Annotated in this window: 31 protein-coding genes and 2 pseudogenes; 7 read left to right on the top strand and 26 right to left on the bottom strand. The window is 59.4% G+C overall.

Annotation, left to right across the window (positions count from 1 at the left end; genetic code table 11):
* Positions 1–11 precede the first annotated feature (11 nt).
* The 18 genes and pseudogenes from KVG88_RS12355 to KVG88_RS12270 form a co-directional block, all read right to left on the bottom strand.
* Positions 12–515 (bottom strand): phage major tail tube protein, encoded by a 504-nt coding sequence (locus KVG88_RS12355; RefSeq protein WP_217871506.1) that lies wholly within the window; start codon positions 513–515, stop codon positions 12–14.
* Positions 516–527: 12 nt separating this feature from the next.
* Positions 528–1691 (bottom strand): phage tail sheath subtilisin-like domain-containing protein, encoded by a 1164-nt coding sequence (locus tag KVG88_RS12350; RefSeq protein ID WP_217871503.1) that lies wholly within the window; start codon positions 1689–1691, stop codon positions 528–530.
* A 101-nt stretch (positions 1692–1792) separates the two neighbouring features.
* Entirely contained in the window at positions 1793–2230 is a 438-nt protein-coding gene (locus KVG88_RS12345; protein ID WP_225933970.1) for a phage tail assembly chaperone, read from the bottom strand.
* 9 nt (positions 2231–2239) lie between these two features.
* Positions 2240–2956 carry a gp53-like domain-containing protein gene (locus KVG88_RS12340; RefSeq protein WP_437179945.1) on the bottom strand — a complete coding sequence of 239 codons (717 nt, stop codon included), beginning with the start codon at positions 2954–2956 and terminating at the stop codon, positions 2240–2242.
* 3 nt (positions 2957–2959) lie between these two features.
* Positions 2960–3847, bottom strand: a pseudogene (locus tag KVG88_RS12335) (phage tail-collar fiber domain-containing protein); the annotation flags it as partial.
* Positions 3840–4448: a phage tail protein I gene (locus KVG88_RS12330; RefSeq protein ID WP_217871500.1), complete on the bottom strand. Its 609-nt coding sequence runs from the start codon at positions 4446–4448 to the stop codon at positions 3840–3842. The gene KVG88_RS12330 and the pseudogene KVG88_RS12335, both read right to left, overlap by 8 nt.
* Positions 4445–5335 carry a baseplate assembly protein gene (locus KVG88_RS12325; RefSeq protein WP_217871499.1) on the bottom strand — a complete coding sequence of 297 codons (891 nt, stop codon included), beginning with the start codon at positions 5333–5335 and terminating at the stop codon, positions 4445–4447. The genes KVG88_RS12330 and KVG88_RS12325 overlap by 4 nt, the downstream gene beginning before the upstream one ends.
* Positions 5332–5658 (bottom strand): GPW/gp25 family protein, encoded by a 327-nt coding sequence (locus KVG88_RS12320; RefSeq protein WP_217871497.1) that lies wholly within the window; start codon positions 5656–5658, stop codon positions 5332–5334. Before KVG88_RS12320 ends, KVG88_RS12325 begins: the two co-directional genes overlap by 4 nt.
* A 5-nt stretch (positions 5659–5663) precedes the next feature.
* Positions 5664–5882, bottom strand: coding sequence for a hypothetical protein (locus KVG88_RS12315; protein WP_217871496.1), 219 nt, complete (start codon positions 5880–5882; stop codon positions 5664–5666).
* Positions 5883–5934: 52 nt separating this feature from the next.
* Positions 5935–6479, bottom strand: a pseudogene (locus KVG88_RS12310) (phage baseplate assembly protein V).
* A 44-nt stretch (positions 6480–6523) separates the two neighbouring features.
* A complete protein-coding gene (locus KVG88_RS12305) occupies positions 6524–7033 on the bottom strand; it encodes a hypothetical protein (protein ID WP_217871494.1) in 510 nt (169 codons plus the stop codon).
* The gene (locus KVG88_RS12300) at positions 7026–7691 is read right to left on the bottom strand and encodes a hypothetical protein (RefSeq protein WP_217871493.1); all 666 of its coding nucleotides are present in this window, start codon (positions 7689–7691) and stop codon (positions 7026–7028) included. Before KVG88_RS12300 ends, KVG88_RS12305 begins: the two co-directional genes overlap by 8 nt.
* Positions 7688–8008 carry a head-tail joining protein gene (locus KVG88_RS12295; protein WP_217871489.1) on the bottom strand — a complete coding sequence of 107 codons (321 nt, stop codon included), beginning with the start codon at positions 8006–8008 and terminating at the stop codon, positions 7688–7690. The genes KVG88_RS12300 and KVG88_RS12295 overlap by 4 nt, the downstream gene beginning before the upstream one ends.
* A gap of 2 nt (positions 8009–8010) precedes the next feature.
* The gene (locus tag KVG88_RS12290; protein WP_074877060.1) at positions 8011–9006 is read right to left on the bottom strand and encodes a major capsid protein; all 996 of its coding nucleotides are present in this window, start codon (positions 9004–9006) and stop codon (positions 8011–8013) included.
* A gap of 60 nt (positions 9007–9066) precedes the next feature.
* The gene (locus KVG88_RS12285; RefSeq protein ID WP_217871487.1) at positions 9067–9411 is read right to left on the bottom strand and encodes a head decoration protein; all 345 of its coding nucleotides are present in this window, start codon (positions 9409–9411) and stop codon (positions 9067–9069) included.
* Positions 9408–10556, bottom strand: coding sequence for a head maturation protease, ClpP-related (locus KVG88_RS12280; protein WP_217871485.1), 1149 nt, complete (start codon positions 10554–10556; stop codon positions 9408–9410). The genes KVG88_RS12285 and KVG88_RS12280 overlap by 4 nt, the downstream gene beginning before the upstream one ends.
* Positions 10553–12031, bottom strand: coding sequence for a phage portal protein (locus KVG88_RS12275; RefSeq protein WP_217871483.1), 1479 nt, complete (start codon positions 12029–12031; stop codon positions 10553–10555). Before KVG88_RS12275 ends, KVG88_RS12280 begins: the two co-directional genes overlap by 4 nt.
* Positions 12031–12237, bottom strand: a complete 207-nt coding sequence (locus tag KVG88_RS12270; protein WP_217871482.1) for a phage head-tail joining protein — start codon at positions 12235–12237, stop codon at positions 12031–12033. Before KVG88_RS12270 ends, KVG88_RS12275 begins: the two co-directional genes overlap by 1 nt.
* A 295-nt stretch (positions 12238–12532) precedes the next feature.
* On the opposite strand from KVG88_RS12270, the gene KVG88_RS12265 reads away from it, so the two are divergent.
* Positions 12533–12970 (top strand): hypothetical protein, encoded by a 438-nt coding sequence (locus KVG88_RS12265; RefSeq protein WP_217871480.1) that lies wholly within the window; start codon positions 12533–12535, stop codon positions 12968–12970.
* 2 nt (positions 12971–12972) lie between these two features.
* On the opposite strand, the gene KVG88_RS12260 is transcribed toward KVG88_RS12265, so the two are convergent.
* From KVG88_RS12260 to KVG88_RS12225, 8 genes are all read right to left on the bottom strand, one after another.
* Positions 12973–14988 (bottom strand): phage terminase large subunit family protein, encoded by a 2016-nt coding sequence (locus KVG88_RS12260; RefSeq protein ID WP_217871479.1) that lies wholly within the window; start codon positions 14986–14988, stop codon positions 12973–12975.
* Between the two features lie 4 nt (positions 14989–14992).
* Positions 14993–15583 (bottom strand): terminase small subunit, encoded by a 591-nt coding sequence (locus tag KVG88_RS12255; RefSeq protein ID WP_217871478.1) that lies wholly within the window; start codon positions 15581–15583, stop codon positions 14993–14995.
* Positions 15584–15816: 233 nt separating this feature from the next.
* On the bottom strand, positions 15817–16317 hold the full coding sequence (locus KVG88_RS12250; protein ID WP_217871477.1) for a hypothetical protein: 501 nt from the start codon (positions 16315–16317) through the stop codon (positions 15817–15819).
* A 35-nt stretch (positions 16318–16352) separates the two neighbouring features.
* The gene (locus tag KVG88_RS12245; protein WP_217871475.1) at positions 16353–16697 is read right to left on the bottom strand and encodes a phage holin family protein; all 345 of its coding nucleotides are present in this window, start codon (positions 16695–16697) and stop codon (positions 16353–16355) included.
* A gap of 186 nt (positions 16698–16883) precedes the next feature.
* Positions 16884–17342: a hypothetical protein gene (locus KVG88_RS12240; RefSeq protein WP_225933967.1), complete on the bottom strand. Its 459-nt coding sequence runs from the start codon at positions 17340–17342 to the stop codon at positions 16884–16886.
* A gap of 352 nt (positions 17343–17694) precedes the next feature.
* Entirely contained in the window at positions 17695–20397 is a 2703-nt protein-coding gene (locus tag KVG88_RS12235; protein WP_217871472.1) for a bifunctional DNA primase/polymerase, read from the bottom strand.
* Positions 20394–20597 (bottom strand): TraR/DksA C4-type zinc finger protein, encoded by a 204-nt coding sequence (locus tag KVG88_RS12230; protein WP_217871471.1) that lies wholly within the window; start codon positions 20595–20597, stop codon positions 20394–20396. Before KVG88_RS12230 ends, KVG88_RS12235 begins: the two co-directional genes overlap by 4 nt.
* Positions 20590–21078: a phage regulatory CII family protein gene (locus KVG88_RS12225; RefSeq protein WP_217871470.1), complete on the bottom strand. Its 489-nt coding sequence runs from the start codon at positions 21076–21078 to the stop codon at positions 20590–20592. The genes KVG88_RS12230 and KVG88_RS12225 overlap by 8 nt, the downstream gene beginning before the upstream one ends.
* 325 nt (positions 21079–21403) lie before the next feature.
* Between KVG88_RS12225 and KVG88_RS12220 the strand changes: the two genes are divergently transcribed.
* The 6 genes from KVG88_RS12220 (at position 21404) to KVG88_RS12195 (ending at position 24215) form a co-directional block, all read left to right on the top strand.
* Positions 21404–22195: a LexA family protein gene (locus KVG88_RS12220; RefSeq protein WP_225933966.1), complete on the top strand. Its 792-nt coding sequence runs from the start codon at positions 21404–21406 to the stop codon at positions 22193–22195.
* Positions 22196–22531: 336 nt separating this feature from the next.
* On the top strand, positions 22532–22903 hold the full coding sequence (locus tag KVG88_RS12215) for a hypothetical protein (RefSeq protein WP_217871469.1): 372 nt from the start codon (positions 22532–22534) through the stop codon (positions 22901–22903).
* A gap of 10 nt (positions 22904–22913) precedes the next feature.
* Positions 22914–23195, top strand: a complete 282-nt coding sequence (locus KVG88_RS12210) for a phage antirepressor KilAC domain-containing protein (protein WP_217871468.1) — start codon at positions 22914–22916, stop codon at positions 23193–23195.
* Complete coding sequence (locus KVG88_RS12205; protein ID WP_217871467.1) at positions 23192–23575, top strand: hypothetical protein; 384 nt, start codon at positions 23192–23194, stop codon at positions 23573–23575. The genes KVG88_RS12210 and KVG88_RS12205 overlap by 4 nt, the downstream gene beginning before the upstream one ends.
* Entirely contained in the window at positions 23572–23814 is a 243-nt protein-coding gene (locus KVG88_RS12200; RefSeq protein WP_217871465.1) for a pyocin activator PrtN family protein, read from the top strand. The genes KVG88_RS12205 and KVG88_RS12200 overlap by 4 nt, the downstream gene beginning before the upstream one ends.
* Before the next feature lie 59 nt (positions 23815–23873).
* On the top strand, positions 23874–24215 hold the full coding sequence (locus KVG88_RS12195) for a YfdP family phage-associated protein (RefSeq protein ID WP_217871464.1): 342 nt from the start codon (positions 23874–23876) through the stop codon (positions 24213–24215).
* The last annotated feature ends 8 nt before the right edge of the window (positions 24216–24223 follow it).

Genomic DNA, 24223 nt, shown 5'->3' with positions numbered 1-24223 from the left:
TGTTTTTATCCTTAAAGGCCAACGGCCGAGCGTTCGGCAGCGAGTTGATCAACACCGTCGATCACCTGAATCATGTTGAGCGGATCGATCTCGTACATCACGCGCCCGTCGATTTCGAGCTTGTAGTAAACGAGCTTCACCGCGTGTTTGATTTCGGCCTGATCGCCCGGCTTCCAGTCGCCCATGTCGACTTCTTTCACGCCGCCGCGCATGGTGACGACCACTGGCGTGACCGCCCCCTTGAGGCCCTTGTACGCACCGCGAAACACCAGATTGCAGGCGGTCTGATCGGACAGACCCAAATACTTCAGCGTCTCGCGGCGCACGCCGTTGGTGGTAAACGCGGACTCCAGCTTTTCCATGCCCACAGCGAACTCAATCGGCACCGACATGCCTCCGCCCTGATAGTCGAGGGTCTTTTGCGTCAGCTTCGGCAGGGTCAGGCTGGGCACTTCACCGGACAGGCTCACGCCGTCGATAAACGCGACGCAGTTGGTCAGAACTTGAGGAATCATTGAACGGCCCCCTTAGGCTGTTTCGAGAACTTCGGTCAGCCACTCGTTGGTGACTTCGATAAGGAAATTCGGGTTTTCCGCCGGCGGCACGTCGGTGAAACGGATGCGCCAGTAAATTTTGCCCTGCTCGATTTGGCTGGCCGTGTTCATTTCCTTGTCCGCGTAGACTTCGAAATTGATCACTGCGCCGGCGTTTTTCTGATCGCGCATGAACGCTTGCAGACCTTCGGTGACGTCCTGCACGTAGGTCTTGGTGATCGAACGATCTACCGCCCACTTGTGCCCGGCCTGGATCGCATCCATCAGGATGTCGCAGGTACGCACGCGGGTGACAAACGACCACTTCGCATCTGCGGAGCAAGTGCGGTTGCCCCACAGGCGATAGCCGCCGTCGCGAATAATCGTGGTGATATTGGCGTTGTTGAGCAGGTTGGACCGGCAGGTGTCGTCGCCGTCCAGATACTCGATCGGGCGACTCGTGCCGGTGATGCCGACAAACTCTTTGTTCGACGGCGATGCCCAATAGCCGTAATTGGCATCGGTCCAGGCGAACAGGCCAGCGACCCAAGCCGAACCCGGCGCATCGACCGTCTTGCTTTGTGCCGTGTCCCAAAACTGCACACCGGGATCGACCAGATACACCCGCTTGCTGCCGAAGTTTTCGGCGTAGGCCAGCGCGTCCTCGTCGGTGGTGTTCGGCCCGTCGACAATGGCGATCGCGCGCAACTTGCCAGCCAGGGCATCCATGGCGGTGGCCACCGCTTGCGTGGCGGAATGCCCCGGGGCGATCAACAGTTTCGGTTGGGCATTGTGTTTGCTCTTGCCGTCCAGCAGCGCTTGCAGGCCGGTACGCTGGCCATTGGCGAGAACGCCGCCGATGATCGCCGAGGTTTGCAGCGCCTCGTCTTCCAGCTTGGGCACGCCGATGGCCACGATCACCGCTTTGGCGCGGACATAGATCGCCTGGCAGGCCCGGGTGATCGCCGAGTCAGCGCCGAACGCGGCAATGGCCTCGCGCTCGGTTGTGATCAGCACCAGTTCGCCGGCTTTGGCCGTGGCCAGAAGGCCCGGGGTAAAGGTGTCGCATAGACCAATGATCGACGACGACGGCAGCGAAATGGTGCGCGCGCCGGTATCAATCAGCGTCGTGGTGACGCCGTGAAAAAAGCCAGCCATAGATCAATCTCCAGAAACGAGAAAACCCCGCATGAACGAGGCTGTGAGGGTGTTGGTGATACGCGTAATGGAAAAGAAAACGCCCCGTCAGTGCGGGGCGTTTATTGGGTTTGTTCGGCGATCCACGCCGGCGCGATTGGCCGGTGCTGGCTATCGGGAAAGTCGAGCGATTGAGGCCAGTCGCGCAAGGCCTGAATGTACGTCAGCAGCTCGCTGAATTGCTCGGGCGTCAGCGTCGTTTGCTCGCCAATGTCGAGCTGGTCACGGTGCCGCTCACGCAGCCACTTTACACTCTCAATCTCTGCATCACGCCATGACCGCTCTCGCACCGAAAGCGCCTCGGCCGTTGGCGGTAAGGGATCGATCAGAATCGGCAGTCCCTGCGCATCGTGACCCCGAACCTTTCCGGGGTCCGGGTTGCCAATCACCAACAGAAAGCGCTCTTCATCGATCGGGACCACATCGGCCGGCATATTGGCGCCGTGCAAGCTTGTCACGTAGGTACAACCCGTGGTTTTACTGTAATAGCGAGTGTCCATGACGTTCCCCTAGGAACCGATAGAGAGATAAGTAACTTTGGCATTCTGGACAACTGCTGCGAACTCATTCGCCGCCCACGAGAAGCCCAGCAAACTCTTGCTAATGAGGTACACATTCCATTGGCCCGCGCCCGTTTCCCCACAGGACAGTAGTGTCTGATAGTGAGCATTAGGAAACGCGAGCGGCAGCGAGTAAGGCACTGCGGCGGCATTGGCAATGTCACCGACCTGAATTTGACCCCACTGAAGAATTAGGCCGCCCAACCAGGTCGGGAAAGTGATGTAACCATTGGCGGCGAGGCTAATCCCGAAGCCCCAGCGCATCTTTTTCGGGGTGACGATCGTGGTGTCATCCACGCCGGCATTCGTCAGCGCCTGGGTGGCGATTTTGGCCGTGCCCTGATTGGTTTCAGTGGCCTGAGCGGCCAACGCCACCAGCGCGGCAATGTCGATGTTTCCCTGATTAATCGGCGCGTTCCATGCCTTGATGCACATCACCACCGCGATGTTACGCGGGCGCGCCGCGCCGCCATGCAACGCAATCGGCACCGGATCGGCGGTAGACGCCCCGCTCGCCGACGTATACCGCACCGTGCCCGGCGCAGGCGCACCCGTGAAGGCGTCCCAGCCTAGACCGGCCTTATCGCCAGAGTTATGGACATAAATGTTTTCGTCGGCCGCGTTGTTGTCACCCGGCAGATAACTACCGATTTGCGCACTGCCCACAGCCCGGCCGACGTCTACGCCCCGCCCATGATCCCAGCCCCGCTCAAACTCACCGCGCGACTCCGGCAGACGGAAATTGCCCGCACCCTCATCGCCCTTGTTGAAAGCACCATCCAAGAACGCCGACAGATCCGGATAAGCCGCAACGCTCTTCACACTGCCGTCACGCTCCAGAAAGCCCGGCGGCACCTTGTTCACTGGAAATGAGACTTGCGCACCGACAGGCAACGCCGAAGCCTAGGCAATCATCGCCTCGATTTGCGTCTTGGTGTAAGTGTCGGTGATCCCCATCTCGGCCAAGGTGCTCGGGTTGTCACCCGACACCACAACCCCGCGATCGTTGGTCTTGACCCGAGTCCATTCGCCCGGCGTCTTGTTCTTCGGTAACACTTCCAGAATGGCCGCGTCGACGTAGGCGCGCGAAGCCAGCACCACCGCCGGGTCGATCTTCAGCGTGATGTTGCCGGCGTTGCTGACGATGAAATTCATCCGCACCACTTGCGTGCGGCCCGAGCCTTGCGACAACAGCGGCTTGTAGCTCGGCGCGCAGTTGGCCACTGCCACCAGATCGCCGGCCTCGTCATACAGACCGATTTCACGAATCCAGCGCCCGCCCTCGTCGGCCGGGACAATCTGCTCTGCGATGATGATCGCCGGGTTGGCCGGGTCGATTTTGAGCTGATTCAGCGGCCGGCGCCGCCACTCGTTGATCAGCTTGGTTTGCGTGGGAGACGGGACGGGGTTAGGTGGATCAGCCACCCCGGCAAGGTTGGCATCCCCCAGGCCCATGTCGGTGATCTTCCAGGGAATGCCGAGCGCGTCGGCGTTCGCCTGTTTGGCCAGCCCCACGTTGGTGAGGATGGCGAAAAACTGCGAATTCGCGTCAATCATAATAAACGTCCAGGGTGTCTATGGTGTGTTCATGGCCGAGCACGGAAAAGCTGCCCGTGACCTCGATGTCACGCATCACCGGCGGGTAAACGTCGATTTCGTCGCCGTCGTAGAGACAGGCCGCGATGTTCAAATGGCCTTGCGTTTCCAGGCTGATCGCAAGCCCAGTCAACTTGCGGCTGACAGGCTTCGCGTCGTCGATCAGGCGTTCAAGCTCCTGATACATTTCCTCGGTGATCCCGGTGTCCAACACGCCAACCTTCAGCGCAAAGGTGCCCGGCACCCCTTCGGGCACCGTCTTGAACCACTCGATGATTTCGATCAGATAACCCAGCGGCTCGACCACGCGGCGCAGGGCGCCGATCGTGCCCTTGTGGGCATGAATGTAATAAGACGCCTTGATCGCCGCGCGCTTGGTCGCTTCGGACCACCGATAATCCCAGCGGTCGACCGACCAGGCCCACGCCAGGTGGGGCAGCAAATGCACCGGGCACGTATCGGCGTTGTACAAGGTGCGCAACGGCACAATGGTTTTGTCATAGAACGACGCCTCCAGGGCGCGCTCCAGTTGCGTGCTATTGCTCGGCAGTAGGCTTCTCATGTTGCCCCCGCCAGAACCACGCTCCACTCGGTGCAATACGCCGCCTGCGCTTTGCTCGGGGCCAGGTCAACCCACCCGACCAGCTCAACCCGGGAAACGCCGGCGACGTGAAGTTGCGCATCCACCGCCGAGCGCGCCACCTCGACGCCTAGGCGCTTGCGTGGATTGACCCAGGCCGCCAGGCGCTTTTTGGCTTCGGCCAGGCTGGCATCGCCCTCCGGCCCGGCGCTGCTCATGTGCAAAATGGCGTCAACGCGATAGTCGAGAATCTCAGCGCTTTGCACCGTGACCCGATCGCCCACCGGCCTGACTTCATCGTCATCCAGCGCATCGGCGACGATCGCCAGCAGCTCGGGACCGGCTTCGCCTTTTCGTTCGGTACTCAACACCGTGACCGTCACGCAGGCGGGGGATGGGCTTTCCGCCGAGGCATCCACGACCAGGCCCGAGGCGTTGCGCGCATGCAGAATGTAGCTGTTACGCGGACCGGCCGTGGTCAACCCTTCAAAGGCCAACTGGATACGCTCGCGGTAAGGGTCGTCCAGCTCCATGACCTTCGGCACTGGCGGCACGGCCAGCAGATCCTCGGTCTGGATCACCAGGCGCGGCAGATTGACGTTGGCCCCCAGGTGATCCAGATCCGGGCCGATCGCGTGGGCCAACAGCAGAGCCTTGGCGCCATCGTTGACCCGGGCACGGTTGCCCACTTTGTTATAGGCCCCGACCTCGATCAGCTTCACCACCGGATCACTCTCCAGCGGCGCGCTCCAGTTTTCGCCCATGTAGCCACGAAAGGTGGCCAGCCCTTCCTCATACGTCGCCTCAAAGTCCAACGGCTCCAGCACATCCGGCGCCGGCAGTTCCGACAGATCCACGATGCTACTCATACGCTCACCTCTAGCAGAAAGCGGTCGCCGAGGTAGTCGCCGGCAATGCTCAGATCGATCTTCCCGCCCAGCACCGCCAGCACGCGGACGCTCTGCAACTTCAGGCGCGGCTCCCAACGGCCCAAGGCGCGCACGGCCTCGGCTTGCACCGAGCTTTTCCAGCCCTCGTTAACCGGCAGGTCGACATAAGCTCGCAACTTACTGCCGTACTCCGGCCGGTGCCGGCGGCTGCCCAGCGGCGTGCCGAGGATGTCGGCCATGGACTGACGCAAGTGCTCGATACCCGAAATGGGCTGCCCGGTGTGGCGATCCATTCCGATCATCGACATCACTCCTTCAGCGGTTCGAACTCAGGGTTGGCTTTCAGGTAACTGATCGCCTGCTCATCAGACGCCGACACCTCGACTCGCCCTTTGATCACGGCCAGCGAACGCTTGCTTCGAGGGAGGATCAGGGTGCGCGAGGTGTAGACCTTGTCGCGAAAGGTCAGCAACAGATCAGGCGCTGACGATGGTTCGTCAACGGGTACATCGGAAGGCTTGGCCATGTTTTCTCCAGACATGAAAAAGCCCGCACTGGGCGGGCTGGATGATTGCGGGTTAGTGCGAGTGATGATTGTCGCTATTGCCAGTGGCGAGAATATCGGCGCCGCTGGTGATGCTCCCCACCGCGTGCAAGGCGCCGCCAATTTCAACGCCTTCCGTTACACGTAACGGCCCTTGAATTTCCACGGCCGCGACAAACTTCATGTTGTTCGTCGTCACGGTGATATTGGTGTCGGTGGTGATGGATTCGGTCGCCCCCACTTTGGTGATCACTTTCCCCGTCGGCAGCGTGATGGTGTAGCTATTGGCTTCCCAGTCGTAGACAAGGGAGCCGCCATCGTCGAAGCGCCAGACCTCAACATGATCGCGGTTATCAGGGGGGGCCCGGCGTTGCCGTACAGCCCCGGGATAAACGTTCCCATGCCCGCCTGGCCGCTCGGGTTGAACAACACCCCTTGCTCGCCCAAGCTGGGCGCCCGCCAGTGCCGCGCCTTGCCGGCTGCGAGACTGTGCCAGCGCACCCAGGCGCTGGTCCATGCACCATTGGAGACGCGCACCGTCGCCGCTGGCAGATCCACACCGACCACCGCGCACGGCATCAGCATGGCGGCGATCATCCGATCATGTTCGGCCAAGGCGTGGCTCATAGATCCTCCGGACTTACCGGGCCATCGCCGGGCTCGATATCGAACACCAACGAGCCCGGCGGCTCATCTGGCCACGGCCACTCCTCAACACCCAGGTAAATCTGGTGCGTCCATTCCACCAGCCAGACTGTGTAACCATCGAGCTCCGGTTTGGTCCAGTCCTGCAAGGCCTGGACGAACTCGGCCGGTTCGATGGCGAGCCCCCAATTTTGCATGCGCAGCAATACCGCCAGTTGGGCCGCCAACTGCGCGGCCTGTTGGCAATGTTGCGGGCGGATGGGATCAACAATAATCCGTGCTTCGAAACGGCAAATCAGGGTTGTTTGTCCGGTACCAATATCCTTGCCCGGTTCAATCTCGGCCATCTCGATGAACACCACCGGTAACGCAATACGGTCCTTGATGGTCGGCCAGGCCGTGACCGCTTTGATGCCGGGTAACTGACTGAGCAGGTGTTGCTCAATCGCCTTGTACAACTGATCGAGGCTAAATGGTTCATCAGACATTCGCCGTCCCCTTCAGGTACTTCTGCAGCTCAAAGTTGAATTCTTGCTGCAGGATTTCCAGCAAGCGCGAATTGGCCTTTTTGATCCATTCGTCGAAGTGCGGCCGAGCTTGCTCCAGCGACACCTTGGCCTTGGCCAACGGAAAGCGATTGCCGTTTTCCGCCGCCCAGCCAGAGCTGGCACCAGCAGCACCTGACACGGTGCTGTCGGGGTAATCGTCCGCGTTGAAATGCTTGCTCGCGGTACGAATCCAGATGTCGGGTTTGTTACCGTAAACCTGCTTCAGGAAGGCCCCCTGATAGCGCCGCCCTGCCACCGACACACCACGGCCGGACTGCCGTGCACGGCCGATACGGCTGGACTCGATGGCATTAAGACCGAACCACAATTTGCCGCTGGTTGCGCCGCCGGATACCGGGTAAGCCCGCAGACGCTGACGGACCGCCGCGACGGCGATCCGCTCCTGGCGACTGACCGCCCGGGCAATGTGGGTACGTAGCCAGCCCAACGTTTTGTTGATCGCTCGACGCTGGGCTGCAGCGGCGGCTTTGGGTACCAGGCTGGAGAAGTTTTCAAAGGCTTGCAGATCTGCGGTCGACGCCTGGATAGAAATCATCCCGCCGTCGGCTGAGGGTTTGTAGAAGCTGCCGATACTCATGCGCGCATCCTCAGGATCAAGGCGACCAGACCGTCACCGCTCGGTTCGAGCTGCAGCAGGTCGTAATCGCCACCACCGTCCAGCTCGGGCAGATCGACTTTGACCAACATGCCCTGCTCCAGTCCTTGCGAATCGCTGACGCGAATCTCGAACCGAGGCTCACGCAGGCCGGTATTGAGTTTGCCGATCTTTGGCTGCAACCAAGGCGCCGAGAACATGCCGAGCACGGGTTCCTCGCGACCTTCGATCCGCGCGCTGTCGCCCAGGGTTTCGAACACCACCGCGTCGATGTCGGCGATCAGATCGCGAAAGCCCATGATCAGAGCTCCAGCAGGATCTGCGCCAGAGGGCGGGTGCAAAGGTGCAATGGGTTGGACTGCGCTTCACCGGCCATGCCTTTGTTGAACGGCATCGGCTCGATCTTGCTGTAGTACGGCACGCCCTCGGTGTTGACCGTTTCCATGTAGTCGGCCGGGGCGAAGACCGAGATGTACAGGTCCGGTACGCCTTCGGGAATCAGCAACGCTTTGTCGTCATGGATGAAGGTCACGCCGGCGATTTTGCCGCGATAGCGCTCCCAGACAATACCGCCGAACTCGAAGCTTTCACGGGCGTCGCCACGCAAGGCGGCGGCTTGCTGACTGTTGAGAAAGGTCTCTTTCACCGACTTGTGGACGATCAGCTTATTCCAGAAGTTTTTGCCACACAGGGCGCGCGAGCCACTGCTGGTAATGCTGCCCAGCGCATCTTCCTGCAGATCCAGCGCTTCACCGCACTTTACGCGCAGCTCCGTCTCAGCATTGGCGAGTCCCATGGACATTTTCTTGCGGGTCACGCCGAAGGTTTTGTAGATGTCCAACAGCACCGTCGATCCGTCGGCATCGAGAATCTGCCCGTTCAACGCGCCCATGCGCTGAAATTCGTGAGTGGCATCCAGCTGTCGACGCGCTTTCGCCAGGCGCTTATTCACCACGTCCTGGACAGCCTGCAACTCGGAGCGCGTTCCGAAGGCTCGGATACCCTGAATCTCATCGGCCTTGATCGCAAAGCGTTGCGGCAAGTGCACGGTATTGAACGGGATCAGGTTGCGTTTCGTGCCACTGACTACCAAGCCAGACGTACCGCGCTCACCGGCTGGCACCAAAGCAAGGATGTCGCCATCCTTTTCGATTTGCACCGTCAGGGTGGTAATGCCCTCTTCCTGGAACAGACCCAAGCTGCTGATGCGGCCCGGCAGGTATTCCTGTTCGTTGATGGCGGCGGTCAGCGAAGAGACCGAGAACGCGTCGTCGTTAAAGATTTCAATATCAGCCATGAAGCAATCTCCAGGAAATAAAAAACCCGCACTCGGCGGGCTGGAAAAACAGGGATCGTCTTAGCGGACGATCAGGAAGTGGGTGGCGAGCGCCTTTTCGGCAGCAGGGTCCAGGCCCGTGAGGTGGGCTTCGCTGACTTCAGCCAGACGCACCACGGCACGACCACGACGCACCACATCCGATTCGCCGAGCGGGCCGTAAAGGATGGCGATCGCGTTTTCGCTACCGTCTTCGGCCGTTGGGTTATACGGAGCAAATTCACCGGTCAGGCTGACCAGACCGAGGATCTGCCCAGGCTCCAGTGCAGGGCCGGCAGCGACGTTGATGGCTTCGCGGGAAATGGTGCCGGCTCCTTCGGACAGGAGGAATTCACCTGCATGCATCGGCTCTCGTTGAATGGTCATCGTCTTACTCCTGAAGCAGGTTGGGATTTACCGGTCTGCGCGGCTTGGCGGGCGGACCAGATGGAAGGTTGATCGATTTTTTTGGCCTGCACCTTCAGGGCAGGATCATCGTCCAGCGGCAAGCTGTTATCGATTTCGAAACCCTTGCCACTGCCGACGATCTTATCGAACAGGCGCGCACGCACCGCCGCGACGTCCAGGCCAGCGGCGACATACTCGGCACTGAACTCAGGCAACCGCGCAGCCACGCAAAGATCGTTCACCGCCTTAGCCCGCGTCAGGCCGGCCTGGACGATGGCTTCGCTTTCGAGTTTGGTGGAGCTGAGCAGTGGCTCAATCAAATTGCTGATGCCCGACTCGGCACAACGCTGGGTGATCATCAGGGCCAACTTCGTCGAGTCGACCACGGGAGGCGTCAACGGCGGATCATCTGGTTCCGGATCGGGCTCTGGCGGCTCGTCGAGCTGGGCCAGTAGCTCGGCCGGTGCGTGCTGATAACGCTGCAACACGGCACCTTGGCCGACGCACGCCTTGACCGTGACACCGTCACCCACTTCGTCAGCCAGCCCCAAGGCCACCGCTTCATTCGCGGTGAGCCAGGTTTCATTGGCCACAAGGCGCCGCAATTCGACTTCATCAATATCTGGTGCCTTGGCCTTATAGGCCGCGATGATCGCCTCCATGGTTTGGTCCAGGACATCGGCCACCTTGCGGAAGTCTTCGGCATCCCCTGCCGCATACGTCCAGGGGTTGTGAATCATCAGCATGGCGTTGGAGGCGATCACCACCCGGTGAGCCCCACACACCGCCACGCTGGCAGCACTGGCGGCCAACGCATCCACACGACCGGTGCAACGTTCGCCCAAACGCGACAACGCGTTGTGCATGGCAAGGCCGTCGAACAGGTCGCCGCCGATGCTGTTGAAAGCGGCGATCACGGGCGAGACGCCATCGTCCATGGCACGCAGATCCTGCACGAACTGGTTGGCGGTGATACCCCAGCCACCGATCTCGCCGTAGACAAAGACTTCGATCACCCGCTCGGTGGCTTCACCGCTCGCGTGTACCGCGTACCAGGTTTTGTCTTGCACCGGCACGCGCTCGCCCGCCCGGTTGTAAACGCGCGGTCGCGTTTTCTTGCTCATGGTTGCTCCTTGTCGTCGATCGGGACGAAAGCGTCGAGGGTGGTGTAATTGAGTCCGAGGGTGGTGGCCCGGGCCAGATCGGCTGCGTTTTCCGCGTCGACCGTTTCCGCGTCGTAACCGGTGCGCAGGACCATCTCGCTGCGTGAGGCGAAGCCGGCCTGCACTTCCATCCGCCGGGCTTGCACGTCCTGCACAGGCTGGATGTAGGCCCAGCCTTGGGGGACCCAACGCGTGCGCAAGTACTCACGGCGCCGTTGGGTGTAGTCCTCCAACACCAGAACACCCGACAACACTGCCATGTCCATCCAGGCCGCACGGATCGGTCGGCAAAGCTGATGCACGTAGACGCCGAACTGCAGTTGCTCCAATCGGCGCCGGAACTCGTTGAGCACTACCCGCAGCGCCCGGTCGTTGACCTCGCGCATGTCGCCGGTGAGGATCTCGTACGGTGTGCCGGTACCGGCAGCAGCTGCCATCAGTTGCTGTCGCATGAAGTCGGGATAGTTGTTGCCCGCATCCGGCGGTTTCGAGAACTCGACCTCTTCACCCGGCCCCAGCTCCTGCATGGTCCCAGGTTCCAGCGCCACCATCGGTGTGAAACCGTCGCGATCCATATTTAACGGTTGGCCGGTGACCGGGTCTCTAGGCGTCTGGACGCTATCCGGCGCCGGACGACTGATAAACCCGGCAAACAGGTTGGCGACTTCCTGGCGAAACAACACCGCATCGTCGTAGTTGTCGAGGCTGCGCAGGCGCTTCAACACCGGCGATAAACGCGGCACGCCACGCAACTGGCCTGGCTCGACCGGTTCGAAAATATGCAGCACCTGCGCGGCCGGCACTCGCACCAGTTGGTTGTAACCGGCATTCAGCGAAGAAGCATCACGCGGGTGCGAGAGGTACATCCAGTAGGCCACGCGCTTGCCTCCCGGGGTGAACTCGATCCCGGCGCGTATGAAGTTGCCGTCGCGAGTGGTTTCGAACTTATCGTGAGGGACAAACTCGGGGGCCAGGATCTGCAACTGCAACGGCACCGCGAGACCTTCGTCCAGGCCACGGGGGCGCAGCCGGATAAAACATTCGCCCGAGGTTTCCACGGTGCGCGCGACCAACGCCTGCTGGCCGTTGAAGTCGGTGCGCTCATCGGCGTCCGACTCGTCGACCCAGTCGTCCCAGAGTTCCTGCAGCAGTTTGCGCAGGGCTTCATCGTCGGTTTTTGGCCTTGGCGTAATACCGGTGCCGATCAGGTTGCTGACGCGTTTGTCGATTACGTTATAGGCATACGGATCGTTGCGAACCGCTGCCCGGGAGCGTGATCGCAAGTTGCGCAGCGCCGGGGTGTTGATGCTGTTGATTCCGTTGTCGGGCGCATCCCAGCCAGTGGAACGTCGGCCCTCTCCGGCGCCTTCGTAACTGGCCTTGATGTTCGACGGCAACACGAATCCGTTACGGGTGAGCGTCGGATAGCGGGCCATTAGAGTCCTTTGCCTCCGTGGTACAACCGAACCACGCGGGAGCGTGGCCCGGCTGCACTGATCAACGAGGTGCGAATTTCCTCGCGTGCCTTAAGCAGTTCGTCGACGGTGCGGTACTCCACGGTGCGGTCGGTGTAGCGCACAACTTTTTCACCGCGAGCGATGGCCGCCTCAACCGCGTCGAGGTGCTTTTGGGTAAATGACATGGAGGTGTGCTCTGGATGAGTACTGGCGGTTTGATATATAAACTGTTAGATGAAGATCTGGTTTCTCGATTGGATTTCTTGCCTGAAACTGCCGCCGGCCAAGATGTGAGTGAGTGCGTCGGCTAATTCTTCAACTGGAATATCCGGGAGCCGAGTTCGCCAGTAAGTACGTGCTCGGACCCAATCCATCCGACCAGTTAACTGATCTGCTACCACTCGGCGCAGCTCTAGCTGGAGCTCAGCGGTGGCCCTAACTTTTTGCGCGTGCTGCGTTTTTTCCTCGGAGTTTTCTGACATGGCTGTCTCCAATATTGAAAAGTTTGACGACATCACCGGCAAAATTTTTGCCGAGCTTTACCAAAGCTTTCCGCTTCCCCAAGCGCTCCTCGCGGAAGACTTCGTCGAAAAAGCCGTGCAGTTCGACGAACAAGTCGGCACGGAGGTACCTACAGATGAAACGGAATTTTTCATCGCAACTGCTACGTGGTTGATGCAAGCGGGATACATCACCTGTAAGACCTATCCTTACGTCGGGATTGACAACGCCGTCCTCACTGCCAAAGGTCTGGAAGTTTTAAAAGCCACACCTGAAAGCGTGTCCTCGAAATCCACCATCGGGGAACAACTAGCTGTCAGCGCCAAAGAGGGCGGTAAAGAAGTTGCTCGCGGACTGGTATCTGAAGCATTCGGTCTTGGAGTGAAAATTCTCAGCCCAATGATCGGCCTGTCCTGAAGCTAGCGTCTCTTTAGGTAACCGCTGCTGGAGCTTCGGCGTTGAGGTGGCGGTGCAGCGGGTCGCGACGGCACGACGACGGCAGCAGGTTGTGAAGCCGGTTGCGGTGCAACAGCTGGTGTTGCTGCAGCAGTGACGCGTTCACCTTGAACCGGTTTGATGCCCAAGGCGTCGTCAAACAAACCCGACTGCGCCAGGGATTGACGCACGCGCTCCCAGTCGTGTTCCTTGTAACGGTTGAGCCCGAGGTAATGCGCCATGGCCAGGCAGTACACCATCAGGTCCAGCGCTTCGTTTCGTTCGGCTTTTCCCTTGACCCATTCGATGCGCTTGTGGCCGCGTATGTAGCGTGCGACCTTGCGTTCCGCGACGCACTGGTCGAAGAAGTCGTCGGGCAGGTCATTTGCAAAGTGCAGTGCACCTGGCCCCGTGTCGAACGGATAGCGGTTGTAAATCCAGTCTTTGGCCGTGTCGGTACCGACGAACCAAAGCTCGGCGCCGTTGCGTTCGGTCTGGCCTTTCCAGGTTACGTCGACCATTGAGGGACGCTGAGCAATCACCGGTTTGCCCGGTTTGCTCGCGCCCTTGATGGCGAACACATTGCGCCAGCGCCGCACGCGGCAGAACTGGTATACCTCGTCGGTGTGGTGGCCACCGGAGTCGACCGCGACGGCGAGAACTCCCAAACCCACGCCACACGGATGGCGATATTTGGCTTTGAGCAATTCGTCCAGCGCCGCCCAGGTGCGCTCGTCTGAGGGATCCCCCGAAACGATTTGATAGTCGACGACCCAACGTTCCATGCCGACGCCCCACCCCATCGCCATGAATTCCAGGCGGTTGGCCTGGACGTCGACAGAGCCGGTGATCATCAAAACGGCCGCCGGCGGAGAGCCCAGGGTGAAGTCTTCCAGTCGCGCCCGCTGCCTCAGTACATCGGCTTTGGTTTGCTCTTGCGCCGCATCCCAGACCTTGGCCAGACGAGTGTTGTAGAACACCTGCATCGGTTCAAGATCACCCTTCGCCTGGGCTTTTTTGGCCTTCTCGAATTGCTTGGCCAGCGACTTCCAGTCCATCCAGCCGAGCGGCGAATACAGCGCGTTGAGGTGAAAGCCGATCGTTTCGCCGTCACCTTCCGCATGTGCACGCCACTCACCCTTTGCGAGCATTTCGCCCTTGTGATATTCCTCGATCAGGACGTCACAGTCGGGGCCGGCGCACTGGTAATGCACCACGCTGTAATCTTTCGAGTAATGCAGGCGCTCCCACTCCAGGGTCTGCATGTGTCCACAACTCGGGCATGGCACGTAGTAGTAACGCTGGTCGCTGCCCTCGAACAGATCATTGATGCGTGAGGCGCCCTTGATGGTCGGCGAGCTAGAAAAGTAGAACTTCGCGTTGCGGCCAAAAGTGCTGCCTCGGGTTTCGGCCAGTTCAATCGGGTCACCCTCTTCACCGATGTCCACCTCCCAACGATCAATCTCGTCGCCGTACACGTAGCGCGCCGAGAGCTCGGCAAGGTTAGCCGCCGAGCCGGCGGTCGTGACGTACAGCGAACCGCCTTCGAATTCCTTGGTGTCCATGGTGTTGCGCGAATCCCGCGAGCGGCTGGACGCCACACGCTCACGCAGTGCAGGCGTGGCTTTGATCGTCTTGCTGATCCGGGAAGACACCCGCTTGGCTAGGCCAAGGCTGGGTAGCAGTGTCAGGATATTGGACGGCGCCATGTGGATCAGGCCGCCTATCCAGTTCAAAGCGATCTGCGTTTTCATCAACTGCGAGGCCACCATAGTGACCACGCGTTTGCAGGGATGCGCCGGCGACAGGCAACGCATGGGCTCGCGGGCATACGGCGTGCGCGAGGTGCGGTACTTGCCGGGCTCAGCGGCGCCGGTGTCACGCGGGATCCGCATATATTCGTCGGCCCACTGATCGATCCAGACGTCTGGGTCGGGCCGCAGCCCACGGAAATACTCCTCGCGATACACCTCTGCACCGTCAGGAAATTCCGTGGACATAGGCTCAACTCGTGGTCAGTGCGTGTTCAAGGTCCGCCGACGACATGCGTTCAGCGTCTTCCAGGGAGCGACGAATCGCCGCCGTCAGATGCTTTTCGATTTCCCAAGGGTCGGTCATGGACGCCAGTTCGGGAGCGAGTTGTGGAGGCATGCCGAGCAACTGGTCGCGCAGCATGCGGCCGGCGTTGTATGCACCGGTTTTGACTGTTGCCAGAGCGACCAGCGAGCCCTTTGCTTTGTGCAACTCGATCTCGGCAAGCTGGGCCAGGTTGTGTTCGCGCAGTGCCCGGGCTTTCTGAAAATCGGGCAACTGCCCCGCAGGCATAATTGCGGGCGGCGGCGCAGCCGTTGAAGTCGGCTCGACGTGGCTGGCGAGCTGGCTGTAAACGTCACGCTGAAGCCGGTCTTGATGATGGCGATCGGCAACAGCGGCTTTGCTGGGATCAGCAGTCTGAGCCAGGAGTGCTTCCGTTGCTTCCAGGTCGACCTTGCCGTCCTGGGTCAACACCAACCGATCCTGATTGGCTAACTTGGAAACATAGGATTTAGCCCAGCCTCGCCTTGCCGCAAACTCCGTTTTGCTAACTACAGTCATGATGGAATGTCCTGTTCACCTCGGGTGTTCACCTGTTCACCTGAGTTCACTAAGCTGGTGAACTGTCCGCTAACACAGTCCCGCGGGTTTCCGACCCCGTACCCACAGAATACCCCCAGGGTCCCCGGCGATTTTCGGCGCCCCGCAGCGTTGCACCAACCCTGCCCGCCACGATGGCGGCACCCGTTGGCAACCGAGCACATGACGGCCCGGATTCGCAAATGAGGAAGGGACTACGCAAACTCCCGAAGCGCCTCTTGCAGGCGCTTGGCTTTCACAATGGCTTCGGCATTGCTTTCGCGTTCAGCCTCAACCGTCAGGGCTACCTCTTCGATACGGCCAGCCAACGCCTTCATGCGCTTGCTGAATTCATCAGACAGACTCACCACCTCGCCCGACAGAATCGCTAAAACATCTAGTGCGCCCTCGGTTGTTTTGTTCGATACAACGGCCTGCTTGGCTGGCTGAGTCACGGCCTGGTCCTTCTTTGATTTTGGGGTTGCTGCTTCACGTTGAAACTTTCCGCCTACCGGTTCTCTGATGAGCCCAGCATCTTTGAGTTCACCGAGCGCCCGACGCATGGCATAGGCCGATGCACCACTGGCGTTGGCAGCCAGGACAGCACGGTGAATATCGTGAACACTCCAGCATGATTGAATGGGTACATAACCAAAAATTTTTTGAGCAATGGAAGATTGCCCTGCAAGCATCTGCTGCTGCCTGGATTCATTCATTTCAGGAGACCTTCTTAAAGTAAGGCTGGTGAAAGCTATTCAGAGCGATTCGATTCAGCGGTAACTTCGCTGACACCCAACCGCTTCACTGCCCAACGCTCATAAAGGCCGATCGCAACATCCGCGCCGGCCATCGCGGTTAGGCATCCGACCGCACCGGCCGTCCAGACCGACAAACCGGCGCCGATCATCAGCATCATTGCCGACACACCGCAGACGATGCAGGCACCGGAGCGAAGAGCCAGCCGCCGCAACAACGCCCAACCGCGCGCGCCATCTTTATCCGCCCGCCACATTTCACCCGAAACACCGCCGACCAAGGCCAAGAGGATCACCAACCAGATCGGCATTTCAGCCAGCGCCTGCTGTTCATTCGTCATGTTCTGTCCTAATGGATTGCGCTATACGCCGAAAATAAAAACCCCGCCGAAGCGGGGTTAGGTGACCGGCTCAGGGAGGCCGGGTGAAACTGCACAGCACGTGCGAGGTCAGCGCCAAGGCGCAAATTTCATATCGTGGTGACTTTTTACCCCCTGAGTACGGAACCGAAAAGGGGGCATTTTCGGTTATCCAGCTCGACGCAACTTTGACGCAACTTTGAGGAGACTTTGAGGCAAAACGCCCCGACCAGCGGTAAGCCACTCGCGGGCGTCGGAACGCTCAGCCAGCACCACCAGCAACCGCTCATGTAGGCGATGCACCTGGTCGTAGTAAGTCTGTTTCGCCCTCGACTCTATCCCCAACAGATGCAACTGCATCAACCAGGTCGGCGCCGGGTCATCGCCATAACGCAAACCAGCCAACCGCATCAAACGATCGCCCTGCTCATCCTGACGCCCGATCTCCGACAGCGCAGCCCCTACTTGCTGGGCAACCGCATCAGGCCCAGCTCCTGCACCGAGGATGATCCGCGATCCCGGAGTGCCGCGAGGTGCCGACCCACCCCACTCCATGATGGTCGCCATTGGGCTCCCCATGCCGCCGCTTTCGCCGTTCAGTCGGCATTGCTCACCCCAGTGCTTCAAAACCGCCTCCATTGCCCCGATCATCGCCCTTCCCCCCGAAAAACCGAACCCAACACAGAAAACCCGCAACCCAACACAAACCCAGCACAAATAAATCCCTTAAAAATCAATATCTTCAATCTATCTGTGTTGAGTGTGTTGGGTTTGTTAGGTTTTTCTGCCCTCGCATAAGAAAAATTTCCGCCCTCGGTTTTCGCTGTAAATAACATCACGCATGCGCGCACGCGACGGCAAACCCAACACACCCAACACACTGCCCACAAACCCACGGGATTAAAGGCCTTAAACTGTGCTGGGTCGCCAAAACCAACCCGACACACATCCGACACACCCAACACACTATTAGGCGTATTCATGCTGCAGCCGCCTTGACGTGTTCCCAGTTGTCCACGTTCCAACCGGCCAACTTTGCCTGGGCACGCCAGTCACTGACCGTCTTGCCCAGATCGGCCGCCTTCAGTGATGGGGGCTGGGAAGCCCCGGGATCGTTCGGAAAGAAAAACGCACCAAACCGCCGATTGCTGCCTTCAGTCCAGGGAATTGATCGGGTCTTATCGACTTCGGACCCGATGAACAGTGAAAACTTCGTCTGGCTCATCACGTGTTCTTTGTTGCGGTGGCACCACTCCAGGAACAGCGAGTAGAGATCGGTCGAAAGGCACACGCCCCACAAATCACGCCCCAGCTCGCCGTACTTCCAAAGGTTGAGGAATGTCTGCCAGCCGGCCCGACTCAATGCCACCAGCCGTTCACGTGCCGCCGTACTCGGTGGCCGGGTGCGCTGGTCAAAGTCGCCGAGGTCAATCGACAACAGCCAGCCATACAGCGCCGCGACTCCGCCGTTCTTCAGCTCCTGGCCGATAGCCTGCTGGCGGTCTGGCGGCAGGGTTAGCTCGGGCCACATCACCAGCATTCGCCGGTCGCTTTCGCTGATGGGCCACGGCAAGATTTCATTGCTTAGGAACACCGCGTTCATGTGGTTGGCTTCTTCCCAGCCATTGATGAACTTCGACTCCATTCGCACCGTCTTGCCGGTGATCAAATGCTTGATCTTGCCCACCTGGTTGTACCGCTGATCGCGGCTGACAACCTCTTCAAACACCGACCAGAGCTTGCGGCTTTGCCAGGCGTTGAAGTTGCTTTCAAGCTGGGTTTGTCCAACGGTGGCCGCGTACTGACCATAAAGCATGCCCATCGCATCGGCGAACAGCAGGCTCTTGCCGGATCCCTCCATGATCGAGTGCATCAACACAGCCGTGTCCATCTTGGCGCCGAGGTGCTGCAACGGGAACGCCATCCAGCGCGTCAACCACCGCGTGGCATCCTGATCATGGTTGCAAAGGAACGAAATCAACCACCGTAGGTTCTCGCAGGCAGCCTCATCATGGGTCGGTTCGAGTGGTAGTCCATCGAACGTGTTGATGTACACACTCGGATCTTTAGTCATCGTCGGGTCAAACACGATATGGTCAACATCAACCACCCGACGCTCGCTGCTGTTCAACCACAAAGAGTAGGTATCACCCAGAGCCATCTTCACGGCGCCCTCGGCCACACGCCGTTTTTTCTCCCGGTCCCACACGTCCTTCGTGCCATCGATGTACACGTAACGCTCGGTTGGCGGCATACCAAAAGCACCACCTTTCTTGCCCGACATCCGCCGCGCCTGTTCGATGTCGCGAACATGGTCATCAGAAATCAACTTGCGCCGCTCGGTGTCTTCCAACCACTGCTTCGCCAAGGGTTTGCCGACGCGCGCTTCAAAAGCTGACTTCTTCATCACCCGCGATTGGTCGAAGTCCCAGACATGGGTCGTCCCCTCCACCAACGCAAACCGACGCAGGACGTGCTCAAGTGACAGCACCTCCCCCGCACCCCCATCAGGAGCCGGAGCGGACTCGCTGATGGCGCCGTTCGCGCAGCCCGGCCCGGGCATGTCACCAGATGGGGTCGGGGGAAGATCACGCGGATCAGGACGGGATGAATGCTGCATGCCCAACATGCGCGCAGCGTCCTTCACCGCGTTCGACTGATCACCGCCGTGCTCGAGCAAACAGAACACTTCAAAGGCGTCGTTCTGATGTCCGTTCGCCAGTGGATCGGCGCCGTGGTGCGAGTAGACCTTGCCTTCATCGCTGATCGTCACGCCCGGCAGACCGGTACTGCTCTGCGGGTACAGCCACTTGCTGCCCCGCTTGATATAGCCGTGGGAGCGAAGCAGCTCTTGCACATCGTGGCAACGATTGAACTCATCGATCACAGATGGCCGATTACCCGTTGCAGGTGCTGGACGCTTGACGACCTTCGCTGGTGGCGCGGCAGGTCTGATCGCCCAAGGGCACGCCGCTTCGGCATCACGCTTGAAGATGTCCCAGCCCTGCCAGATATTCAGCAAGTCAGCATTCAGCGTCGGCAGACCATCAGTGGCGCTCGGTGGAGTGCGCCAGATGTAAGGCTTGCCGGTGCCCGGGTGAATTGAAGGTGGGAACACATCCTGCACCAGCCCAGCGCGCAGCTCGAACACCGTGAAACGCTTGTACTCTTCTGCCTCGGCGCGTGCCGCAGCATCACCGGCCTCATCGCCCTGCTCTTTTGCCGCCTTGGCCTTAGCCATCAGACCTTTGTGGATCGAACCATCTGGGTCTTTTTCATTGGGCCACGACAGAGAATGCCGGGTCAGCTCGACGCCGTCCGGCACTTTGAAAACCACCCGGAACCGAGCGGGGTTACCGACAATAGTCGGATACACCACCGCCATGGCATCCAGATCGACGCCCAACAGTTCATACAACACATGCCGCGTCCACTGAACGTCATCAACGTCCAACGAGCAGACACGGCTTGGCCCAAGCACGACGCCAAGGTTGTGGTGAGGGTTTCGTTGCCAGAAAGCTTCAGCCTGGGCGGCATCAGTGATAAATCCACCCGGCTTGTTCCACCCCTTACCCTTGGGTCCTTTCTCACCGGGCTCAATAGAGACCAGGGCCAGGTCAAAGGTATCGATGTAACGTTTTGCCCAATTGGCGATGGCTATTCCTTTGGCCGGTTCACTCATCGCCGAGCCTCCCGCAACCCCTGACAGTCAACACAGGTTTGGCAACCCGCAATCGTCTGCTGTCGAAGTAACGGGATAGATTCGTCGCAATCAACACAGAATTCCGCGCTGACGCGATTCGATGGCGCACGACGGCTGCGCTGAAGCGCAACGTCGAGAAGGTATTGCGCCTGGTCGTTGGCGCGATCGATGTCATCCATTGACACGGTCCTCCATCGCCTGACGGGCACCGGCCATGATGCCGAGTACTTCGCGGATCACGTCCATACCATGCTTTTCAAGATCGAGGACTTCGTGAAGCTCCCACACATTGTCGGCAGCTCCGTCGTGCATAGCAGCCACGAATTCACCTGTTTCGCCCAGCAACTTGCCGACGGCTTTCAAGGCATCGCGTGTTGCCGGTACCGGTACCGGGCGATACCAGACAGCACCGGCCGGACGCATCAGCGCATCGAGTAGGCGTGAATCACCCGTCAACCGGATGACCTCCTCCAATTCGTCCGGGTTGAGCCAACGGCGCTCTTCATCAAGCTTGAGTTTCTTCTGCAGGGTGTCGTTGTCCAACACCATGTCAAAGGCAAGGGCGGTGATTCCGCCCTTGTAGTCACGACCAGCGCGATAGATCGCCTGGCGCAAAGGAAGGACCGGACCCGCGTCCGGCAATAGATCTGTGCGACTCATAACCGTAAATCCCCTGTTTACGGTGTAGCCATAAGACAGGGTAGTCCCTATCCTACAACCACGACCGATGTACATGTGCTGTGTATCGTCGTAGCTGGGCTGGGGGATCTTTGGTGAGAGGCCCCAGCCCGGCACCCATTCAAGCTGCCGACTTCAGGCCGGCAGTTTCTTTTTCTTGTAGGTAAAGGCACTCAATAGCCTTCCCTGTTACATACCGAACATCCGCACCTTTGGCGGCACGATTGATAGTCGGCTGCGTTGTCCCTACGCGATCTGCGATTACTCGCTGGGATAAACCCGACTGCAGTAACTCCGCGAGCATTTCTTGGATAGTCATAACGTTCACCGATGCGCTTTCGCATTGATCGATACAATACACAAACGTATTGATCGTTTCAATACAATCGCTGATACGTTTTTGAATCAGGGCAGAAAAAAAGTGATAGGCGACCGCATCGCTCAACGCATGCAAGAAATGGAATTATCAGAAGGCGAACTCGGGCGCCGTTCCGGAGTACCTCAGCCGACAATTCACAGAATCGTGACAAATGCGGTGGCTAGCCCCCGTCATGAAAACGTAGAAAAAATCGCCAAGGCCTTAAAAGTCAGTAGCAATTGGCTGTGGAAAGGCGGCGAACATAAAGATCCCAGTTCTGACGTAAAGCTCTCAGCTACCGCTGAACCAAATGTCGAACCAGGGCCGGCAATCAAAGGTTATGTCCCTCTGATTTCCTGGGTCCAAGCGGGAGCGTGGTGCGAAATTGAGGATGTTCGAACACTCGATGATGCGGAGATATGGCTGCCATGTGCCGCGTCTCACAGCAGTCAAAGCTATGCTTTAAGGGTTCGAGGGCTGTCGATGTTTAATCAACACGAACGTCGCTCTTTTAGAGATGGCGACATCATCTTCGTTGACCCGGCGAAGGATGCCGAGAACGGATCTCTCGTTATTGCCAAGTTGGTCGATAGCCAAGAGGCAACATTCAAACAGCTGGTTATGGAAGGCAAACGTCGGTTCCTCAAGCCACTGAACCCGGCTTGGCCAGAGCCAATCATCGAACTGGGAGACGATGCGATGATTTGTGGTGTTGTCTTCTCGAAACTCGAAATTTTCTAATACATCGCCGCATCAGTTGAAGCCCGCAGTCAGCGGGCTTTTTAACGTCCACTGAAAAATCAATTCAAATACGTATTGACCTTATCAATACGTATTTGTATCGTTTGCATCGTAGATCTCTCACCAAAGAGTACGAGCCATGCAAACCACACAGCACAGCAATATGCGCTGCCCTGTCTACCTGCACCCATCGGCGTGCAGTAGTCGGGCCGCCGTCGAAGCCATCCAGCGCCAAACCGGCCTCTTGGTAATCACCACCCCTAAAGGCCGTCCCGCCGCTGTCGCCCCTATCAGCACCACCGCCAATGGATCGCGGCCTTTTGGGGGTGACGCAGCATGAATAGCTATCTCATTCCCCTCGAAAAACAAGAGCTGCTGCATCACATGCTGCAGGTCGGCGGCGCAGCCGTATGCCCTCTCCAGCGACCCGAGCAAACCATCCACGCGAAATTTGCAGTCGAGCTCACGGCCACCACCGCAGTCATCAACGTCGACCTGGGCGGCCACACCGGCGAACTGACACTCAAGCGCGCGGACCGGGCCAATCACCTGCACCTGCGGGAATTCATCCAGGACATTGCCAACGGCCGAATCGAGTCCGCTCAATCCGCGCCGCCAGGGCAAGTCGGGCGTTTAGCACAGATCGATCAAGCGCTGGCCGACTCCGAAGCCTTGCTCGACCGCGTCCGCAAACTGATCGCCGCCTGAGGACAGCTCCATGAACCGCACCCTGGACGAAACGGCTGCCGTGCTCGGCCTCAAACCTCGGAAGTTTCGCGAGCAACTGCGTGCACTCCGCGTGCTGACCCAAAGCGGTGACCTCGCAAGCCAGCACCGCGATCGTGGCTACCTGTTCTCCGATCCGCGCAGTCGCTGGAACGACAACATCAAAGCCTACAGCCACTACGCCGTGGTGATGGTCACCGAGCGCGGCGTGGACTGGCTCGCAAAGCAGCTGGGCATCGGCATCAAGACACACAACAAGGACGCTGCAGCATGACTACCAACTACTTCAACGCATACACCCAAGCCCTCGGCGCCCTTCGACTGATTCCTATCTACCTGGACAGTCCGGGCGTGGTCAGCCGTGCGACGCTGATCGGTGCTGCGAGCGAAGCCATCGACCTGCTGGACAGCGTCCCCTGCCGCACCGTGGAACTGGCTGAGGTATTCCGCTGCGTCAATAACGTCATCCAAGAAGGCCAGGTGGCCTACGTCACCCCGACCAATTGCCCTGAGTACCCATTCGGCGCCGTGGTGGCAGACGCCAACGGCCACATCTGTGCCGCCGCCATGGGCAAAAGCAAAGAAGGTCTCGCCGAACTGATCCGCCTCAAGTTGGTGCCCCGATCGGAGGGGCTCGGGGAGGAAGCCGCGTGAGCAACACACTCGACCAATTGCGCCGACAGTTCGCCACGCCCTGCCCGACCTTGTCGGCCGTCCGTGAACAGTACTTCACACACATCCGCACCGACCGTTACCTGCTGAATGAAATCAAGGCCGGTCGCATCGCGCTGATCGTGACACGCCTGCACAACTCCGCACGGGCCAAACCCGTCGTGTACCTGCACAACCTGGCCGCTTACCTCGACGCTCAAGCGGCGAAGCAAGCGGCCTGATTCACCGGTGGCCCCTGCCGTCCAGGGGCGAACAACTGCAACTCAATGAGGCACAGCACATGAAAGCCACAGACACGAATGACTTTTTCAACTCACTCAATGCCGGCGTCTTCGCCCAACAGGTCGGCCAGGCGCTCTCGAACGTCGCGGCAGGCGTCATCGACCATGGCAAAGCCGGCGAAGTAACCATCAAGCTGAAGTTGAAACAGATCGGCCAAAGCAACCAGGTCGCCGTCAGTCACACCCTCGATTTTTCGCAACCGACCAAGCGCGGCAAGTTGCGAGAAGACTCGACCCTCGACACCCCGCTGTACCTAACGCCACAGGGGCTGACCTTGTTCCAGAACGACCCGACGGCGCAGCTCTTCAAAAGCGAAGACACCCCGGTGGCCGCTCGCTAACGCGATCA

Origin of the sequence: Pseudomonas azerbaijanoccidentalis (assembly GCF_019145495.1) — a bacterium.
Taxonomy (GTDB): Bacteria; Pseudomonadota; Gammaproteobacteria; order Pseudomonadales; family Pseudomonadaceae; genus Aquipseudomonas; species Aquipseudomonas azerbaijanoccidentalis.
The sequence above is the reverse complement of the archived record's forward strand: the minus strand, read 5'-3'. Positions and strand labels throughout refer to the sequence as shown.

Bases quoted from the DNA above. Each gene is read 5' to 3' on its own strand.
- KVG88_RS12245 (WP_217871475.1), bottom strand. From the start codon at position 16,697: ATGACGAATGAACAGCAGGCGCTGGCTGAAATGCCGATCTGGTTGGTG.
- KVG88_RS12225 (WP_217871470.1), bottom strand. From the start codon at position 21,078: ATGAGTCGCACAGATCTATTGCCGGACGCGGGTCCGGTCCTTCCTTTG.
- KVG88_RS12330 (WP_217871500.1), bottom strand. From the start codon at position 4,448: ATGAGAAGCCTACTGCCGAGCAATAGCACGCAACTGGAGCGCGCCCTG.
- KVG88_RS12345 (WP_225933970.1), bottom strand. From the start codon at position 2,230: ATGGACACTCGCTATTACAGTAAAACCACGGGTTGTACCTACGTGACA.
- KVG88_RS12325 (WP_217871499.1), bottom strand. From the start codon at position 5,335: ATGAGTAGCATCGTGGATCTGTCGGAACTGCCGGCGCCGGATGTGCTG.
- KVG88_RS12285 (WP_217871487.1), bottom strand. From the start codon at position 9,411: ATGACCATTCAACGAGAGCCGATGCATGCAGGTGAATTCCTCCTGTCC.
- KVG88_RS12350 (WP_217871503.1), bottom strand. From the start codon at position 1,691: ATGGCTGGCTTTTTTCACGGCGTCACCACGACGCTGATTGATACCGGC.
- KVG88_RS12270 (WP_217871482.1), bottom strand. From the start codon at position 12,237: ATGTCATTTACCCAAAAGCACCTCGACGCGGTTGAGGCGGCCATCGCT.
- KVG88_RS12300 (WP_217871493.1), bottom strand. From the start codon at position 7,691: ATGAGTATCGGCAGCTTCTACAAACCCTCAGCCGACGGCGGGATGATT.
- KVG88_RS12355 (WP_217871506.1), bottom strand. From the start codon at position 515: ATGATTCCTCAAGTTCTGACCAACTGCGTCGCGTTTATCGACGGCGTG.
- KVG88_RS12320 (WP_217871497.1), bottom strand. From the start codon at position 5,658: ATGATCGGAATGGATCGCCACACCGGGCAGCCCATTTCGGGTATCGAG.
- KVG88_RS12260 (WP_217871479.1), bottom strand. From the start codon at position 14,988: ATGTCCACGGAATTTCCTGACGGTGCAGAGGTGTATCGCGAGGAGTAT.
- KVG88_RS12195 (WP_217871464.1), top strand. From the start codon at position 23,874: ATGAAAGCCACAGACACGAATGACTTTTTCAACTCACTCAATGCCGGC.
- KVG88_RS12315 (WP_217871496.1), bottom strand. From the start codon at position 5,882: ATGGCCAAGCCTTCCGATGTACCCGTTGACGAACCATCGTCAGCGCCT.
- KVG88_RS12305 (WP_217871494.1), bottom strand. From the start codon at position 7,033: ATGTCTGATGAACCATTTAGCCTCGATCAGTTGTACAAGGCGATTGAG.
- KVG88_RS12280 (WP_217871485.1), bottom strand. From the start codon at position 10,556: ATGAGCAAGAAAACGCGACCGCGCGTTTACAACCGGGCGGGCGAGCGC.
- KVG88_RS12275 (WP_217871483.1), bottom strand. From the start codon at position 12,031: ATGGCCCGCTATCCGACGCTCACCCGTAACGGATTCGTGTTGCCGTCG.
- KVG88_RS12250 (WP_217871477.1), bottom strand. From the start codon at position 16,317: ATGAATGAATCCAGGCAGCAGCAGATGCTTGCAGGGCAATCTTCCATT.
- KVG88_RS12265 (WP_217871480.1), top strand. From the start codon at position 12,533: ATGGCTGTCTCCAATATTGAAAAGTTTGACGACATCACCGGCAAAATT.
- KVG88_RS12295 (WP_217871489.1), bottom strand. From the start codon at position 8,008: ATGGGCTTTCGCGATCTGATCGCCGACATCGACGCGGTGGTGTTCGAA.
- KVG88_RS12255 (WP_217871478.1), bottom strand. From the start codon at position 15,583: ATGACTGTAGTTAGCAAAACGGAGTTTGCGGCAAGGCGAGGCTGGGCT.
- KVG88_RS12205 (WP_217871467.1), top strand. From the start codon at position 23,192: ATGACTACCAACTACTTCAACGCATACACCCAAGCCCTCGGCGCCCTT.
- KVG88_RS12215 (WP_217871469.1), top strand. From the start codon at position 22,532: ATGAATAGCTATCTCATTCCCCTCGAAAAACAAGAGCTGCTGCATCAC.
- KVG88_RS12290 (WP_074877060.1), bottom strand. From the start codon at position 9,006: ATGGCTGATATTGAAATCTTTAACGACGACGCGTTCTCGGTCTCTTCG.
- KVG88_RS12230 (WP_217871471.1), bottom strand. From the start codon at position 20,597: ATGGATGACATCGATCGCGCCAACGACCAGGCGCAATACCTTCTCGAC.
- KVG88_RS12235 (WP_217871472.1), bottom strand. From the start codon at position 20,397: ATGAGTGAACCGGCCAAAGGAATAGCCATCGCCAATTGGGCAAAACGT.
- KVG88_RS12210 (WP_217871468.1), top strand. From the start codon at position 22,914: ATGAACCGCACCCTGGACGAAACGGCTGCCGTGCTCGGCCTCAAACCT.